We start from the raw sequence: 15678 nt of genomic DNA on the forward strand, positions 1-15678 counted from the left end.
TATTCCTCCTGTCGGCCACTTTCCCTATATACGCCCGACAGAACCGATGGAAAGGGTATTCTGATTCAGATACTCATTTTCAGTTTTTTCAGTGCTCTTATTAAAAAAAGAGCAGAAATAATACCGGCCAGCAAATCAGAAAGCGGATTGGCAAACCAAACCCCCCACAACTGGGTAAAAGGCGGAAGGATGTAAAGCATGGGAATGAGAATAATGACCTGACGCAATAAAGAAAGGAAAGCTGCAATACCGGCTTTTCCTATAGATTGATAATAATTTCCTGTGATGATTTGAAAACCGACTATCGGGAAAAACAACGTAAAGATTTGTAATCCCTTTCGTCCCAATTCAAATAATTCCGGATTATCATTATTAAAAATACGTACAATTGCCCCTGGAAAAAGTTGTGTAATGAGAAAACCTCCTACAGCAATTAAAGAAGCTGCCCAGATACACGTAATCAAAGTATCGCGTACACGCTTGTATTGTTTTGCACCAAAATTAAACCCAATGATCGGTTGGGAAGCCATATTGATAGCTATAATACTCATTACCAGCAACTGGGCCACGCTATTAATAATTCCCATGGCTCCCACGGCCAGTTCTCCCCCATAACGGATCAACTGTGTATTTAACACCGCTTGTACAGCACTGGCTGCCAATTGCATGGAAAAAGGAGCAAAACCAATGGTCAGTATATAATAAATAATCTGCCCGTTTAATCTTAAATTAGCGAAATGCAATTTGAGAGCCGACCGTTTACTGTAGAAATGGGCCACCACCCAGATACAGAGTACAAATTGAGAAATAATCGTTGCAATAGCAGCCCCCTTCACTCCCATTCCGAGTCCAAAGATAAAAATGGGGTCCAGTACCGTATTCGTACCAGCCGAAATAAAGAGAGAATACATGGCCGTTTTCGGATTTCCCTCAGCCCGGCAGGCATTATTCAGGATAAAACCGATAGTTGCAAATACATTGGCAAAAAGAATATATTTGAAATATTCCAGAGCATAAGGGAGAGCTCCCTCTCCTGCTCCAAACATTTTAAGGAGGGGATAACGGTAAATATAGCCGAACAAAGTGAGTAAAGCCGAAATAATAATGCCTAAAGTGACAGCATTTCCCAACACCCGTTCGGCCCTTTTATAATCCTTTTTTCCCATATTAATGGAAATCCGTACATTGGCACCGATAGCAACCAGCATCCCAAAAGCGAAAATAATCAACATAAGGGGGAAAACTGCACTCAAACCGGATAAAGCAAGCGCATCCACTCCTCTACCGATAAATATCCGGTCTACAATATTATACAATGCATTTACAACTACGCCTGTAAAAGCCGGAAGGAAATACTTCCACAACAGACGTTTAATATTCATCTCTTCTAATTCCTTTATATTTTGTATCGCCTTCTCCATGATGGACAAAAGTAAGGATAAAAACTGAGAGATATACAGTCCTGTCCAAATAGTTACAAACAAATGAACCTCATCCGTAATGAAAAAATACATTCAAAGGGACAGCTACATATAAATTCCAAAACATAAAAGCACATCACACCGGGCAATCTTTTTCCCGGAAGCATTACTTTTATCCATCCGTTAAATATTCATCCGGGAATCCGACAAAAAAGCCCCTTCCCTTTTTATCCCCAAACAGTTGAGCAATTATACATTTAAACAACCCTTTCCCCAAAACTCCTCTTTAAATCAGAAAATCGCAATAAAAAATTTTATTGCGATTTTCTGAAATAAAAATGGAAAGAGAGCGAAAACGGATACGCTCAAAGGGCCTGAACTATCTCTTACCAGATCGAAACTCTCTCTTCAGGAGCCAGATAAAGAGGATCGCTTTCCTGTATATGAAAAGCTTCATACCAGGCATTTATATGAGGCAATGCCCCATTAACCCGCCAACGTCCCAAAGAATGAGGATCTGATTTCGTCAGCAAACGAATTTGTTCATCCCGTATATTAGCTGCCCATAAATTAGCATAAGCCAAGAAGAAACGCTGTTCGGGAGTAAATCCTTCCGCTACAGGCAACGGTTGTGCAGCCGTAGCTTCCTGAAAAGCCGTGTAAGCAACCTGTAGTCCCCCATGGTCGGCAATATTTTCTCCCAATGTCAATTTTCCATTTCCGTTCAATCCCGGTAAAACTTCAATATTATCGAAATGATTTACCATCACCTGAGCCCGGTTGACAAAGCTTTCTGCATCTGCGACGGTCCACCAATCCGACAAATTTCCTTCCTTATCGTATTGCCTTCCCTGATCATCAAATCCATGGGTCATTTCGTGACCGATTACCACCCCGATAGCTCCGTAATTAAAAGCATCATCTGCATTCATATCAAAGAACGGACTTTGCAAAATACCTGCCGGGAAACAAATTTCGTTCGTCGTCGGACTATAATATGCATTTACGGTCTGAGGAGTCATATACCATTTATCCCTGTCAACCGGTTTGCCGGCATCCGCAATCATGTAATCGAAATCGAATTCATTAGAACGTACAATATTATTCCAGTAAGAATCGTCTTTAATTTCCAAACCGGAATAATCCCGCCATTTATCCGGATACCCGACCTTTATATAGATAGTAGAAAGTTTTTCCAAAGCCTTTACCTTCGTATCCTCACTCATCCAGCTTAAATTTTTAATTCTTTCTCCCAAAGCTGTCTGTAAATTTTGTACAAGTGTTACCATTCTCTCTTTGGCTGCAGCCGGGAAATATTTTTCCACATACATTTGTCCTACAGCCTCCCCCAAAACACCGTTTACTGTACCGACAGCCCGTTTCCACCTGGCCTTTAATTCCGGAGTTCCGGATAATGTTTTTCCATAAAAATCAAAATTCTGATTTACAAAATCATCACTCAGATAAGAGGCTGCCGCATCCAGTACTTTCCATTGCAAATAAGATTTTTGTATGTCCAAAGGTACTGTCTTCCATATTTCAGCAACTTCTTTCAACGTCTCCGGCTGACCCACATTGATTTCCTGAAGTCCCTCCAATCCGACGACCTTAAAATAAGTATTCCAATCGATCCCCGGAAATGCCTTTTTCAAATCGGCCACCGTCATTTTATGATAATTCAATTGCGGATCACGGAGTTTTACATTATCATAAGCAGCTTTTGCCAGACGGGTTTCAATTTCCAAAACATCATTGGCAGCCTTCTGAGCTTCCAACTCCGAAGCTCCTGCCAGCTGAAACATTTTTCCGACATGCATTTTATACTTATCCCGAATATCTTTCATGTGCTCATCCTCTTCCAGATAATACTCGCGTTCACCCAGGCTCAATCCACTTTGCATCGTAACGGCAATATTCATTTTACTGTTCTTATCATCAGGCCCTACATATAAAGCAAAATAAGGATCAAATCCTTTCCTACGCATTTCGGCCACAAATCCGGCCATGTTTCCGTTAGCTTTCAAAGCTGCAATTTTATCCAACTCAGCCCGTATGGGCGCTACTCCTTCTGCGTTCAATTTTACAGAATCCATAGCCATATTATAGATGTCTCCTATTTTCTGTGCAATTGTCCCCGGAGCCGATTCCTGTACAGACAACTCTTCTATGAGTTCTTTCAATTGCTGTCTGTTGTTCTCCGCTAACTGGTCGAAAGTCCCGAAACGGGCATATTCCGGACTCAAAGGATTGGCTTTTATCCATCCTCCGCACGCATACTGATAAAAATCTGCACCCGGCAAAGCTGTCTTATCCAGATTTTCGATTTTAATCCCCGTAGTGCAGACGGCATCCTTATTCCCACTACAGGCTGCCAAAGCTAATGCTAAAGCAATCATAGGCAAACACAATTTTTTATTCATACTCTTGTTCTTAATAATTTTATCGAATTTTCCCCTCAGAAGTAACACAAAGATAAGGATTAATAAACATATATTTTATATTCTATATCAAATTATTCATGTGTATAGCGAATACTGTTTGATCAAAAGCGTAAAATAGAATTCCGGAAGCAATCTGTTTTCACATAAGGGAAATTACTTTTAATTCCTGTTCTATTCCAAAGTCCCCTAAATAAAAATTCCGTTCGGACTTTTCTTTTGCCTTTTTAATTAATTACTATTTCCTCTATTTACAATTCTTGAAAGAATAATATACATATTTTTATAAATATTAAAAAAATAGAATTAAAATAACATTTTTTCACTATTTTTGTTATCTATTTTTATATAAAATAAACGTTTAATCCCGCTTGTATGAAAAATGTGCTTTATATCCTTTTCTTCCTTCTTCTAAGTTTGAAAACTAACGGGCTTACACATACGGAAGGGACTCTTCATACTGATTCCTCTGGTTCTCAATTGCAATTCCCATTTGGAAAAGTAAATCCTCTTTTTTATACAGGTTCTGTGGTACGGATCACTTCCGGGGATCTGGAAAAACGTGCCCTCACGAACTTCTTAAAAGCATTGGAAGGGAAAGGCAGCGGAATCCAATTCACTTCCGGATTCGGGCAAGCGGGGATGACCCAAGATATCAGTATACGGGGCTATGATGCAAATGCCTGGGAGAGGACTCCTCTGTTCGTTATAAACGGAATGCAGACTTCTCTGAATTTAAGCAGTTTAAACCCTCACGATATTGAAAGTATTATCGTTCTTAAAGATGCCGTCGGCGCTTCTCTTTATGGTGGGAAGTCGACTTCAGGGGTTATTTTCATTGAAACAAAAAAACAGTCCGGACGGAACGGGTTTATCAATTTACAATTAAATCAGGGTATGTCTGTACGGGAAATCCCTGCTTATGAGCAATTAAATGTAAATGATTACTTACAAGTATTCCAGGCCGCAGCAGCCTCTATGGCCGGAATACCTGCAAAACGGTTTACTTTAACAGATTCCTATTTCCGAAGAAATTACAATCTGAGTCCTTTTACGGCAGAAGACATTGTAAATCCCGACGGAACTCTTCATCCGGAAGTCCGGTTAATCCATCCGGAAGATTGTAATTGGGAAGATGCTTTGTTGCGAACGGCCAACCGGACGGATCTAAATCTGTCTACCGGTTACGGGAACCGCTGGGCTTCTCTCTACCTTTCCGGTAATTTTCTTTCTGAAGACGGATATTTAATCGAAACCGGACTAAAACGGTATACGGGCTATGCATGTCTCGATTTACATCCTCTGGAATGGTTTCAAGCCGGTATCAGCGCCAATATCGCTTCTTCCTCCTATCAGTTAGAGGAATACAGTGAACATGATTATATAAACGACCTTTTCTCCAATAATACAAATCCGTTTAAAACTATAAATACGATTGCACCCTGGATTCCCATACATGAATACGACGAAAACGGAAATTTTACGATTGAGGAAAATGGAAGACTCAAATATTATACGTCGGAATATTTTTCCCGGAATGTAGTAAACGAACTGAAAAATAGTTCCAATAAATGGAAAAAAAAAGAGCAACTTTATACCTTCTTTACTGAATTCTTTCCCCTAAAAGGGCTGACTTTACACGCAGAATATGCTTTCGAACGGTTGAAGAATGATAAAAAAGGGCTTAACCGTTATGCTTACTATCAATTTCATTCTTACGAAAAAACAGATACCACAGATTATACGCAAAAAAACAAAATGTTGGATTTATGGGCAGCCTATCAATTTACAGCCGGCAAACATTTTTTCAATGTGTTGACCGGATATAATTACTCCACCTCAAAATCCATCAGAAATGCCAGATATTACGTCCCGGTAATAAGGGATCCGGAGAATTATTTCCCTTCTAAAAATTATCTGGCATATCAGAAAGCTTTCGAAAATAGTCAATTCCGTAGTTTTAATTATAAGGGGCAAGTAAATTACCACTATAATCAAAAATATTTTATAACCGTTTCTTACACCAAAGACATATTGAAAATAAAGGAGCAGACGAGCAACCGTAAAGACTTTTATGCGGCCGGTATAGCCTGGAGAATGGGACAGGAAGATTTCTTGAGAAATCAAAACACATTAAAAGAGTTAAAATGGCGGACGTCTTTTGGAAAAGGCTATAATTACGGTATCACTCCCCCTTTGAATACATTATATTTTCAATCTTCCATTCCTCCCTACTTAACCGGAAACAAAAGAATAAATCATTGGAGTATCGGATTGGATTTCAATTTATGGGACCACCTAGAGGGAACACTGGAATATTATTCCAAAAGTCACAAAGGTTACCTGACGGATCCGGCCAATAATTCCCAGAGTACCATTATCGGAAACGAACAGGTGATTTCAGAAGAAAGCTGGTATGGTAAAATGACAAATTCCGGCTGGGAACTCAGTTTAAACGGCCAGGCGATCCAAACCGGAAAATTTTATTGGAAGATCGGATTAAATCTGACCTTCCCTCAGAATAAGATCGATTATCTAAAAGGAGGAATAGCTCCTTTCCGGGATACCAGGACCGGGCATCCCCGTTCTGCTTTTATCCTCAATAAATTTGAGGGAGTCAATCAGCTAACGGGAGAAGGTGTGTATGAATCCAGTACTTCGTACTGCGGTAGTCCGGTTCCGGATTTTTACGGTACAATGGATCACCGTTTCAGATGGAAAAACCTGGAATTATCCTTTCTGTTTGCTTTTCAAAAAGGGGGAAAAGTATATGATTATACTTATTTAACGCTCATGACGCCGGGAATGATTACTAATTTCCACCCTGATATACTAAAACGCTGGCAGAATCCGGGCGATCAGACTTCAGTACCCAGTATAAATGCCATAAAAAACTGGCCTCAGGAGAATTCTGACCGTTGGCTAACCGATGCTTCTTATCTGACGATGAAAAGTATCTCCCTTTCCTGGGATTTTCCTGAAAAGTGGTTAAACAAAATAAAACTCAGTCACCTGACTTTTTATGCAAACGGAGAAAATCTCTTTCTGATCAGTAAGCGAAAAGGGCTTGATCCTCAACAAAATTTCGATGGCAAAATAAAAAGTATATACGGACCCGCCCGCATTTTGTCATTGGGCATTGATATCGGTATATAGGCAGGGAAATTCCTATGCCTGTAAAACCGATTCCAGTAATAATTTAATCCCGGTTCGCATGGCATTTTCATCCGGTGCAAATTTGGGACTATGCAGGGGAGGCATGCTTTCTGCCTGTGGAGGACGGACTCCCAGTAACCAGATAATACCGGGTATATGCTGCAGGTAAATGGCGAAATCTTCTCCTAATGCAAGAGGATCTACCAATTGTACGTTTTCTTTTCCTATCAAAAAAGAAGCCCTTTTGATAAAATCCGTCGTTAAGTTTTTGTCATTCACCAGTACAGGCAATCCGTTGGCTGTTCTGTCCCGTTTAAACTGGCAAGCATACAGACCGCAGATGGTTTCCGATTTCTCATCTAAATAAGCGAACAGGCGGTCCCGCAAAGCATTGTCGTGAGTCCGCATTGTACCTCTTACCTCTACCCGGTCCGGGATGACATTGTTGGCCCCTCCGCCGTGTACGGCCGTAATAGACAACACAGCCGGTATAAAAGGATTCCGGAATTTCGTGATTAATGTCTGATAAAACTGAATTAAACAAGCCGTTGCCAATATAGGATCGGAGCCTTTTTGTGGCATAGCTGCATGCGTTCCCTGTCCCTCTACCGAAAAAAGAATATTATCGGAAGAAGCAAAAAAAGCTCCCGGACGAATACCGACGCTGCCTGTAGGGAGCTCCGGGTAAACATGCTGGGCAAAAATCGCCTCCGGTACAGGTGGCTTTAATACGGCAGGCAATAGGAAACGGGCTCCTCCCGGACGTTTTTCCTCACTAGGCTGGAAAATAATTTTGACAACTTTATCCAATCCGGCCTCCAGCTTTTTTAAAGCTACCGCAACTGCCAGTACCATAGCTAAATGCATATCGTGCCCGCAAGCATGCATAATTCCCTCACGGGCAGAGGCATAAGCAAGCCCGGTCTCTTCTTTCACCGGTAAGGCATCCATTTCTCCACGTATTGCCACGCATTTTTCTCCCTTTCCCAACACGGCCACAACACCCGTACCGACTGTAATATAGGGAATTCCATACCGATCCAGCTGTCCGGTTATAAAAGTCTGTGTCTCCCATTCCTGTTCCGAAATTTCCGGGCAGCGGTGAAAATGCCGCCGGAATTCCACGGCAAGGTGGTAAATTTCGTCCTGATCTAACTTTTGACTCAGCATTCCGGATTGATTTTCAGCATTCATATTTCCCTTTCAGCAAACAATTCTCTTTGTTCCACTTTAAACTAAAGAACGAATAAATAAAGTAATCCCGTCAAATACCATTTGTAAACCGATAGTGGCCACAATAAGCCCGATAATCCGGATTAACGGATTCATAAAATTGTATTTGATCAGAAAGTTTCCAATTCTCCGGGCCTGCAACATACAAAATAAATTAATAGCCAAAGCTATAAGTATGGCAATAATGGTGATTTCCCGTCCGTACTGTACCGGGAAAGTAACCGCTGCAGTAATGGTTGCAGGCCCTGCAATCATCGGAATCGCAATAGGCACTGCTGTCAAATCGGCCAATTTAATATGCTCGTCAACTTTTAAGAAAAAGCCTTTTAACAAACCTGACAAACCGTTGTAAATCAAAACAGCACCGCAAGTAATCTGAAAAGAATAAAGCTCTACCCGGAATACATAAGAAAAGGTCAATTCTCCTAAAAATAAAAAAAATATTAATATTATAGCTGCAGTAATAGTTGACTTTACTGAAATATACCGCAATTCTTCCCGTGAGAACCGCTCTTGCAAAGAAGTAACGATTAATATTTTCTGTATCGGATTTACCAAAGCCAATAATGCTACGATACACCCCAGAATGATTTTCAGATTCATTTCAATTCGGATTCAGTCTGATACCCCGCACTCCTCCGGCCTTTCCATCTTATTTACAAAAGTAAAGGTTTTAAGCGAGAAAAAATATAAAAAACGGCTTTTTATACCATTTTCTTCCATTTATTCCTCTCTCTTTTTATTCTCCTCCTTTTACCCCTGCTCTTCAAAGCGACCGAACAATTCTCTGTCTTCCCCGTAAACAACAAAACGAAAAAGAGGAAAACCTTACTCTGTTAAGGACAAAGGATTTCATTCTGGGAATTAAATAAATTTAAAGCATAGATTATGGAAAACGACACACATGCAATGCCTCGCATAGGAGATGAAGCTCCTGTCTTTAAAGCAATGACGACCCGTGGAGAAATTAACTTTCCGGATGACTATCAGGGAAAATGGATCATTTTATTCAGTCATCCGGGAGATTTTACTCCGGTTTGTACAACCGAATTCATCACTTTCGGCAGTATGGCGGAAGAATTTGAAAAACTCAATTGCCAACTGGTCGGTCTTTCTATTGACGGAGTGAATAGTCATATAGCCTGGTTAAGAACAATTCAAGAAAAAATCGATTATAAGGGAATGAAAAATATCACCATTTGTTTTCCTCTGATCGACGATGTAGGGATGAATGTTGCAAAGACCTACGGTATGTTACAACCGGGAGAAAGCAAAACTCAAGCGGTAAGAGCCGTATTCTTCATCGATCCGGAAGGTATAATCCGGACTATACTTTACTACCCTATGGCTCTGGGACGGAATTTTAAAGAAATCAAACGGGTTTTAATCGGACTGCAAACCATTGATCATTTTGGAGTTGCCCTCCCGGCCGATTGGCAACCGGGAGATGACGTAATTGCTCCCACCCCGGATTCCATGGAAAAAGCTGCTGAAAGAGTGGAGGAGGAAAGCGAAGGGATAAAATGCTATGACTGGTTCCTGTGTACAAAACCCTTACCCCTTGAAAAAATAGATAAAGCCCTTCGGAAATAAATGAAATAAATATTTAATATTCTTTATGCAGTATCTGTTTTAATTTGACTGAAAAATCCGTTTCTATTTATTGTTTTCAATTGTAGTTACCGGATTTTTCAGTTTTTTATTCCTGTATCAAGTAAAATCAGCCTAAACTTTATAAATTCGTCTTCCCTCTCAAAATAATTATTACTTTTGCTATAAAAATAAATATTCGGAGCAATTCATGCATTTGGATAACTGAGGTGGTCAGTAAAAATAAAACTCCAAGATGGCAGTAAAAGACGAATTTGAACGAAACGAAATACAAAGAATCCTGAAGGCAGCTAATATAGGGTGGTGGAAAGCAGATTTCCAAAAAGGTATCTATATTTGTTCTGACTTTTTACAAGATCTTTTAGGATTAAAATCGGAGATTCTTCCTTTCTGGGATTTTTATCATTTCATAAGAGATGATTATAAAGCCAGAATCAGCAGTGAATTTTCTACTATCAAAGACCAGGAAATATACGAGCAATCTTTTCCTATTCTCACTCATTACGGCGAAAAATGGATACATTCCAAAATGTATCGCAAAGAGAAAGCGGAAAACGGACAAATCATTGCTTACGGATTTATCCAGTGTATAGAGACACCTGAAGCTCAGTATTCCTCTATTCAGCAAATAAATGAATTATTATACAGACAACACAGTATCTCCCGTTCGCTTCTTTCTTTCATGCAAACCAAAGACATTCAAAAGGTCGTCCGGAAAATATTAGAAGACATATTGATACATTTTCAGGGAAGCCGGGTCTATATTTTCCATTACAATGAAGAGAAAGCAAGCCAGGATTGTATTTATGAAGTTGTCTCTCCTCACGTTTCCCCCCAGCAGGATCAGCTGCAGGATCTGAAAATGAAAGATACGCCCTGGTGGACAAAAGAATTGAGGGCACAAAGACCCATTATACTTTATTCTTTAAATGACCTTCCGTCAGAAGCCAGGAAAGAAAAAGACATCCTTTTGCCCCAAGGCATTAAATCCATTATGGTGGTTCCGATGGTTTCCGGAGACAAAACCTATGGTTATTTAGGCATTGACATTGTCGACCGCTACCAGGAATGGCAAAACGAAGATTATCAGTGGTTTGCTTCCCTTGCCAATATCATCAGCCTCTGTTTGAAATTGCTGGAATCGGAAAAAGAAGCCCGGCAGGAAAGGGAGTATTTCCGAGATCTTTATGTACATATGCCCATTGCTTATATACGTTTCAAATTGCTTTACGACTCAAATCACCAATTGAAAGATTACCGGTTTATCGATTTGAATCCTGCATTTGAGAAACTGACAGGGCGACCGATTCACGAGTATTTGCACCGAAAAGGCAGTGAATGTTATCTCAATATACCTTTCCCTACTCAGATCATTTATCTTCAAAAAATTATTGAAGAGAGTGGTTATTCGCAAATGACTTATCAGAATAAAACTGAAAACTTATATTTCCGGGTCATTCTTTATGCAGCTTCTGCCGATGAAGTAATTTGCTTTTTCTCCGATATTACCGAAACGTTTAAAGCTCATAAAGCTTTGGAACATAGCGAAAAAACACTTCAAAATCTGTTTATAAATATCCCGGTAGGAATTGAGATTTACGATAAAAACGGTACCCTGATCGATCTCAATGAAAAAGACATGAGTATTTTCGGGCTGAAGGAAAAAAAAGAAGCCCTGGGTGTCAATCTATTTGAAAATCCGAATTTTCCCTCTGAATTGATACAACAATTCCAGAATAAGGAAGATATGGATTTTGAATTAAAATACGACTTTTCAAATTTAAAAAACTATTATACTTCCCGGCAAAAGGGAATTAAAAACCTAGTGGTCAGAGCAAAACCTTTATACGACGAAAAAGGGGATTTCGAAAATTATCTGTTGATCATCATTGATAATACGGATACATTGAGTGCCCATAACCGGATCCAGAATTTCGAAAATTTTTTCTCCCTGATAGCCGGATTTGCCAAAATAGGATATTTCAAATGGAATCCTTTAACAAAAGAAGGATTCGCTATCGATCAGTGGTACAAAAATCTGAATGAGGAAAACACAACTCCTATGGAAGAGATTATAGGAGTTTATTCCCATCTGCATCCGGAAGATGCCCAAATTCTGACACAGGCTTATACCGATATGATAGCCGGCAGAATTACCAGTCTTAAAAAACAAATCCGGGTTATCACACCCTCCGGCAATATCAGATGGCTTCATTGTCATATTACAGCCAAAGAATACGATCCTGTTAAAAAGAATATCGACTTAATCGGCGTAAATTTCGACATCACAGAAACCAAAGAGATTGAAACCGAACTAATAGAAGCTAAAAATAAAGCAGAAACGTTGGATAAGCTCAAATCTGCCTTTTTAGCCAATATGAGTCATGAAATACGGACGCCCCTCAATGCGATCATCGGTTTTTCCAGCTTATTGGTAGACTCCCCGGACAGTCAGGAACAACAGGAATATCTTTCCATTATACAAAAGAACAGCGATTTATTGTTACAGCTGATCTCCGATATACTGGACCTTTCGAAAATAGAATCCGGCATATTTGAATTCACCTACGGAGAAATCGATATTAACAATTTATGTACAGAAATTATTCAAACATTTTCAGTAAAAGCGGCTGCAGGAGTAGAATTACGATTGGGTGCTCATTTACCGGAATGTATTGTAAAAAGTGACAAAAACCGCCTGACCCAGATTATTGGCAATTTTATCAATAATGCTTTAAAATTTACCACTTCCGGTAGCATTACGCTAGCTTATACAGTTTCCGAAGGATTTATAAAATTTTCCGTTACAGACACAGGGATCGGGATTCCCCCGGAAAAACAAAAAAATATTTTTGATCGGTTTGTAAAACTTAATACCTTTATACCCGGTACCGGATTAGGTCTTTCTATCTGTAAAAGCCTGGCAGAACAGATGGGAGGACAGATCGGGGTGGAATCAGAAGAAGGAAAAGGTTCTTGTTTTTGGTTCTCCTTGCCTTATGTTCCATATAAAAATAACGAAAATACACTCGCTCTCATGAATACTGCTGAAAATAATCCAGAAAGATCACAGGAACGTGCTCTTATCTTAGTAGCCGAAGATACAGACAGTAACTTTCTCCTGATTTCAACTATATTGAAAAAAGAATACGAAATCGTACGGGCTTGCGATGGCAATGAAGCCGTAGAGAAATATAAAGCACTTTCCCCTAACCTTATCCTTATGGATATTAAAATGCCCAATATGGACGGTTTGGAAGCGACACGGCAAATCAGAGCCCTCAATGCCCAGATTCCCATTATTGCCATTACCGCTTTTGCCTTCGACAGCGACCGGCAAAATTCTTTACAAGCGGGTTGCAGCGATTACCTCACCAAACCCATTTCACCCCAATTACTGAGAGAGACTTTAAAAAAATATTTGAGCTAACCGGCTGTTTTCCTGGAAGTTGTTTACGATTTCGCCGGTTAACGAAAAAACCTTTGCTTCCGGAAGTCAGAACCTTAAATTCTTTCTTCAGCAAACCGGAAACGGGCCTTTGTCAGGCCCGGGTTTTCACGCAAATACGTCTTTCAGGACAACTGTCTTTTTTCGCCCGCTTACAACAACATTCCTTCAGCAACCTCCTCCGCTGCACATTCACACCCCTTCAAATAAGCCAGTATTTTCAATCCAAAGGCAAAAGTAAAACCAGGTCCTCTTCCGGTTATGATATTGCCATCCACTACAACTCCTTCAGCCGAAACCTGAATCCCGGGTAAATATTTCTCAAAACCGGGATAGCAAGTCATGTGAATCTCTTTCTTCAAAGGTAATTTTCCCAACACCAGAGCAGGAGCGGCACATATAGCAGCAACCGGTTTTTGCTGATCAAAATGTTTTCCCAGCATTTCCATCAAAGGTTTACATTCAGATAAATTCAAAGCTCCCGGCATTCCCCCGGGAAAAATCAGCAATTCTGCCTCCTCTTCTTTTATTTCCCTCAGTAAACAATCCGCAACAACCGTCACCTCATGAGCTCCTTTTACTTCTTTCCGATCGTATACCGAAACTGTTTTAACTTCTACGCCTCCCCGGCGCAATACATCTACAGTACCTAAAGCCTCGATTTCTTCAAAACCGTCAGCCAGAAATAAAAATAGTTTTTTCATAAAGCTTAAATTAAATAAGTAACTGATCAAAATTAATTCTCCGTTTCAGTATCGTAATGGCCTTTATAAAAAGAAATTACGAAAACAGTAAAGCAGTCGGTGGACTTCAGTAAATAATAGCTATATCCGGCACCACATCTTTTGAAAATAAAGTTTACAGAAACTTCAGCACTCAAAAGATTATATTACCCGTTTTCTCTTCTGTTGTCAGTTGCAAATCATTCATAATACTCCAGATAACTTTCTCCTGTCTCAAACCGCTTCAATCTTCCTCTCAGACGGTTGATCTCACTCCGCATAATTTCCATGCGGTCCAACAAATTCCGGATGGCATCAATTCCTTCAATATTGATAGACAAATCATAATACATCCGGGAATACCGTTCCAAATCCCGCAACTGGGAAACGAATAAATAATCCCGGCCTTGTTCCTGCCTAATGTCAATCAATCCTTCTTTCCACAACAATACGACAAACGACTGTTCAATATGACTTTCGCGGCAATAATCACTGACAATAATCAAATCTGTTTCCATGGCCCTTACTTTTAATGTGAACGTTGTAATTCCCGGAACAATTCTTTTTGCTTATCCGATAAGCCTGTAGGGATTTTCACCGACCAAGTGACAATCAAATCCCCATATTGTCCCTCTTGTTTATAAACAGGAAATCCCTTTCCCTTTAACCGAACTTTTGTATTGTTCTGCGTCTCCGGTTTCACTTTCAGTTTCACTTTTCCATCCAGCGTTTCTACAACCTGCTCTCCCCCTAAAATAGCCGTATATAAATCCAAAGGCGCTGTCACATACAAATTATTTCCTTCCCGTTTGAAAACAGGATCTTCCGGAATGACAAAAGTTATGTAAAGGTCCCCCGCGGGTCCTCCGTTCACACCGGGTCCTCCCTGACCGCCCAATTTTATGGTTTGTCCGTCTTCCACTCCTGCAGGAATGGTAATCCGGATTTTTTTATTATTTACGGTCAATACCTGTTTATGCGTTTCGGCGGCCTCCCTCAAAGACAATTGTAACTCTGCATTATAATCTTGTCCCCGGAAACCTGTACTTCTTGTACGCCTTCTGCCCTGTGATCCGAAAAGAGATTCAAAAAAGTCAGAAAATTCACCATCACCTGAAAATCCTCCTCCCGACGACCAGTATCCTCCTCCTCCGGCCCCGCCCTGTCCCTGATACTGACCGTACTGTTGCCGTTGTTTTTCAAATTCCTCCGCGTGTTTCCAATTCTCTCCGTACTGGTCATACTTTTTACGCTTTTCCGGATCACTCAGTACCTCATTGGCCTCATTGATTTCCTGAAACCGCCGTTGAGCATCCGGATCACTGGGATTCAAATCAGGATGATGTTTCCGGGCCAATTTTTTATACGCCTTCTTAATATCCTCCTGAGAAGCATTCTTATTGACTCCTAAAATTTTGTAATAGTCTATGTATGCCATATTTTTATTACGTTTAATTGCTTAAAGAGAACTTATCGTCCTTTCACAAGCTACTCTTGTAAATGTAATATCAATTTTACGGCCAAAATCCTAAAAAGATTTTCAAAAATAATAATAATTCTCTATTTCTTTTTCTATCTGTCCTTTAAAGGGCGCTGCTCCTTTCTTTATCCCTGTAACTACAAATTCTCTCTTCACGTCATTTTGACAG

The 15678-nt window shown here is 40.0% G+C and carries 10 protein-coding genes; 3 read left to right on the top strand and 7 right to left on the bottom strand.

The genetic code is table 11. From position 1 onward, the window contains the following. Nucleotides 1–65: 65 nt before the first annotated feature. Nucleotides 66–1421, bottom strand: a complete 1356-nt coding sequence (locus Q0465_RS04610) for an MATE family efflux transporter (protein WP_298613459.1) — start codon at nt 1419–1421, stop codon at nt 66–68. A gap of 386 nt (nt 1422–1807) precedes the next feature. Continuing rightward, nucleotides 1808–3841: a M13 family metallopeptidase gene (locus Q0465_RS04615; protein WP_298613462.1), complete on the bottom strand. Its 2034-nt coding sequence runs from the start codon at nt 3839–3841 to the stop codon at nt 1808–1810. A 393-nt stretch (nt 3842–4234) separates the two neighbouring features. Here Q0465_RS04615 and Q0465_RS04620 point away from each other — a divergent pair, with 393 nt between their 5' ends. Continuing rightward, nucleotides 4235–7015 (top strand): SusC/RagA family TonB-linked outer membrane protein, encoded by a 2781-nt coding sequence (locus Q0465_RS04620; protein WP_298613465.1) that lies wholly within the window; start codon nt 4235–4237, stop codon nt 7013–7015. A gap of 12 nt (nt 7016–7027) precedes the next feature. Here the strand turns inward: Q0465_RS04620 and Q0465_RS04625 are convergent, their stop codons facing one another. Together Q0465_RS04625 and Q0465_RS04630 are read right to left on the bottom strand one after the other, a co-directional pair. Then, a complete protein-coding gene (locus Q0465_RS04625; protein WP_298613468.1) occupies nt 7028–8185 on the bottom strand; it encodes a M20 family metallopeptidase in 1158 nt (385 codons plus the stop codon). Nucleotides 8186–8245: 60 nt separating this feature from the next. Further along, a complete protein-coding gene (locus Q0465_RS04630; RefSeq protein WP_298613470.1) occupies nt 8246–8851 on the bottom strand; it encodes a MarC family protein in 606 nt (201 codons plus the stop codon). 285 nt (nt 8852–9136) lie between these two features. On the opposite strand from Q0465_RS04630, the gene Q0465_RS04635 reads away from it, so the two are divergent. Continuing rightward, the gene (locus tag Q0465_RS04635) at nt 9137–9841 is read left to right on the top strand and encodes a peroxiredoxin (protein WP_298613472.1); all 705 of its coding nucleotides are present in this window, start codon (nt 9137–9139) and stop codon (nt 9839–9841) included. A 253-nt stretch (nt 9842–10094) separates the two neighbouring features. Beyond that, nucleotides 10095–13289, top strand: a complete 3195-nt coding sequence (locus Q0465_RS04640; RefSeq protein WP_298613475.1) for an ATP-binding protein — start codon at nt 10095–10097, stop codon at nt 13287–13289. A 170-nt stretch (nt 13290–13459) separates the two neighbouring features. On the opposite strand, the gene Q0465_RS04645 is transcribed toward Q0465_RS04640, so the two are convergent. The 3 genes from Q0465_RS04645 to Q0465_RS04655 all read right to left on the bottom strand — a co-directional run bounded on the left by Q0465_RS04645 (nt 13460) and on the right by Q0465_RS04655 (nt 15467). Continuing rightward, the gene (locus tag Q0465_RS04645; protein ID WP_298613478.1) at nt 13460–14011 is read right to left on the bottom strand and encodes a DJ-1 family glyoxalase III; all 552 of its coding nucleotides are present in this window, start codon (nt 14009–14011) and stop codon (nt 13460–13462) included. A 218-nt stretch (nt 14012–14229) separates the two neighbouring features. Then, nucleotides 14230–14547: a chaperone modulator CbpM gene (locus tag Q0465_RS04650; protein WP_298613481.1), complete on the bottom strand. Its 318-nt coding sequence runs from the start codon at nt 14545–14547 to the stop codon at nt 14230–14232. 11 nt (nt 14548–14558) lie between these two features. Then, nucleotides 14559–15467 (bottom strand): J domain-containing protein, encoded by a 909-nt coding sequence (locus tag Q0465_RS04655; RefSeq protein ID WP_298613483.1) that lies wholly within the window; start codon nt 15465–15467, stop codon nt 14559–14561. Nucleotides 15468–15678: the final 211 nt, after the last annotated feature.

It is taken from the genome of uncultured Odoribacter sp., from assembly GCF_937966165.1.
Lineage (GTDB): Bacteria > Bacteroidota > Bacteroidia > Bacteroidales > Marinifilaceae > Culturomica.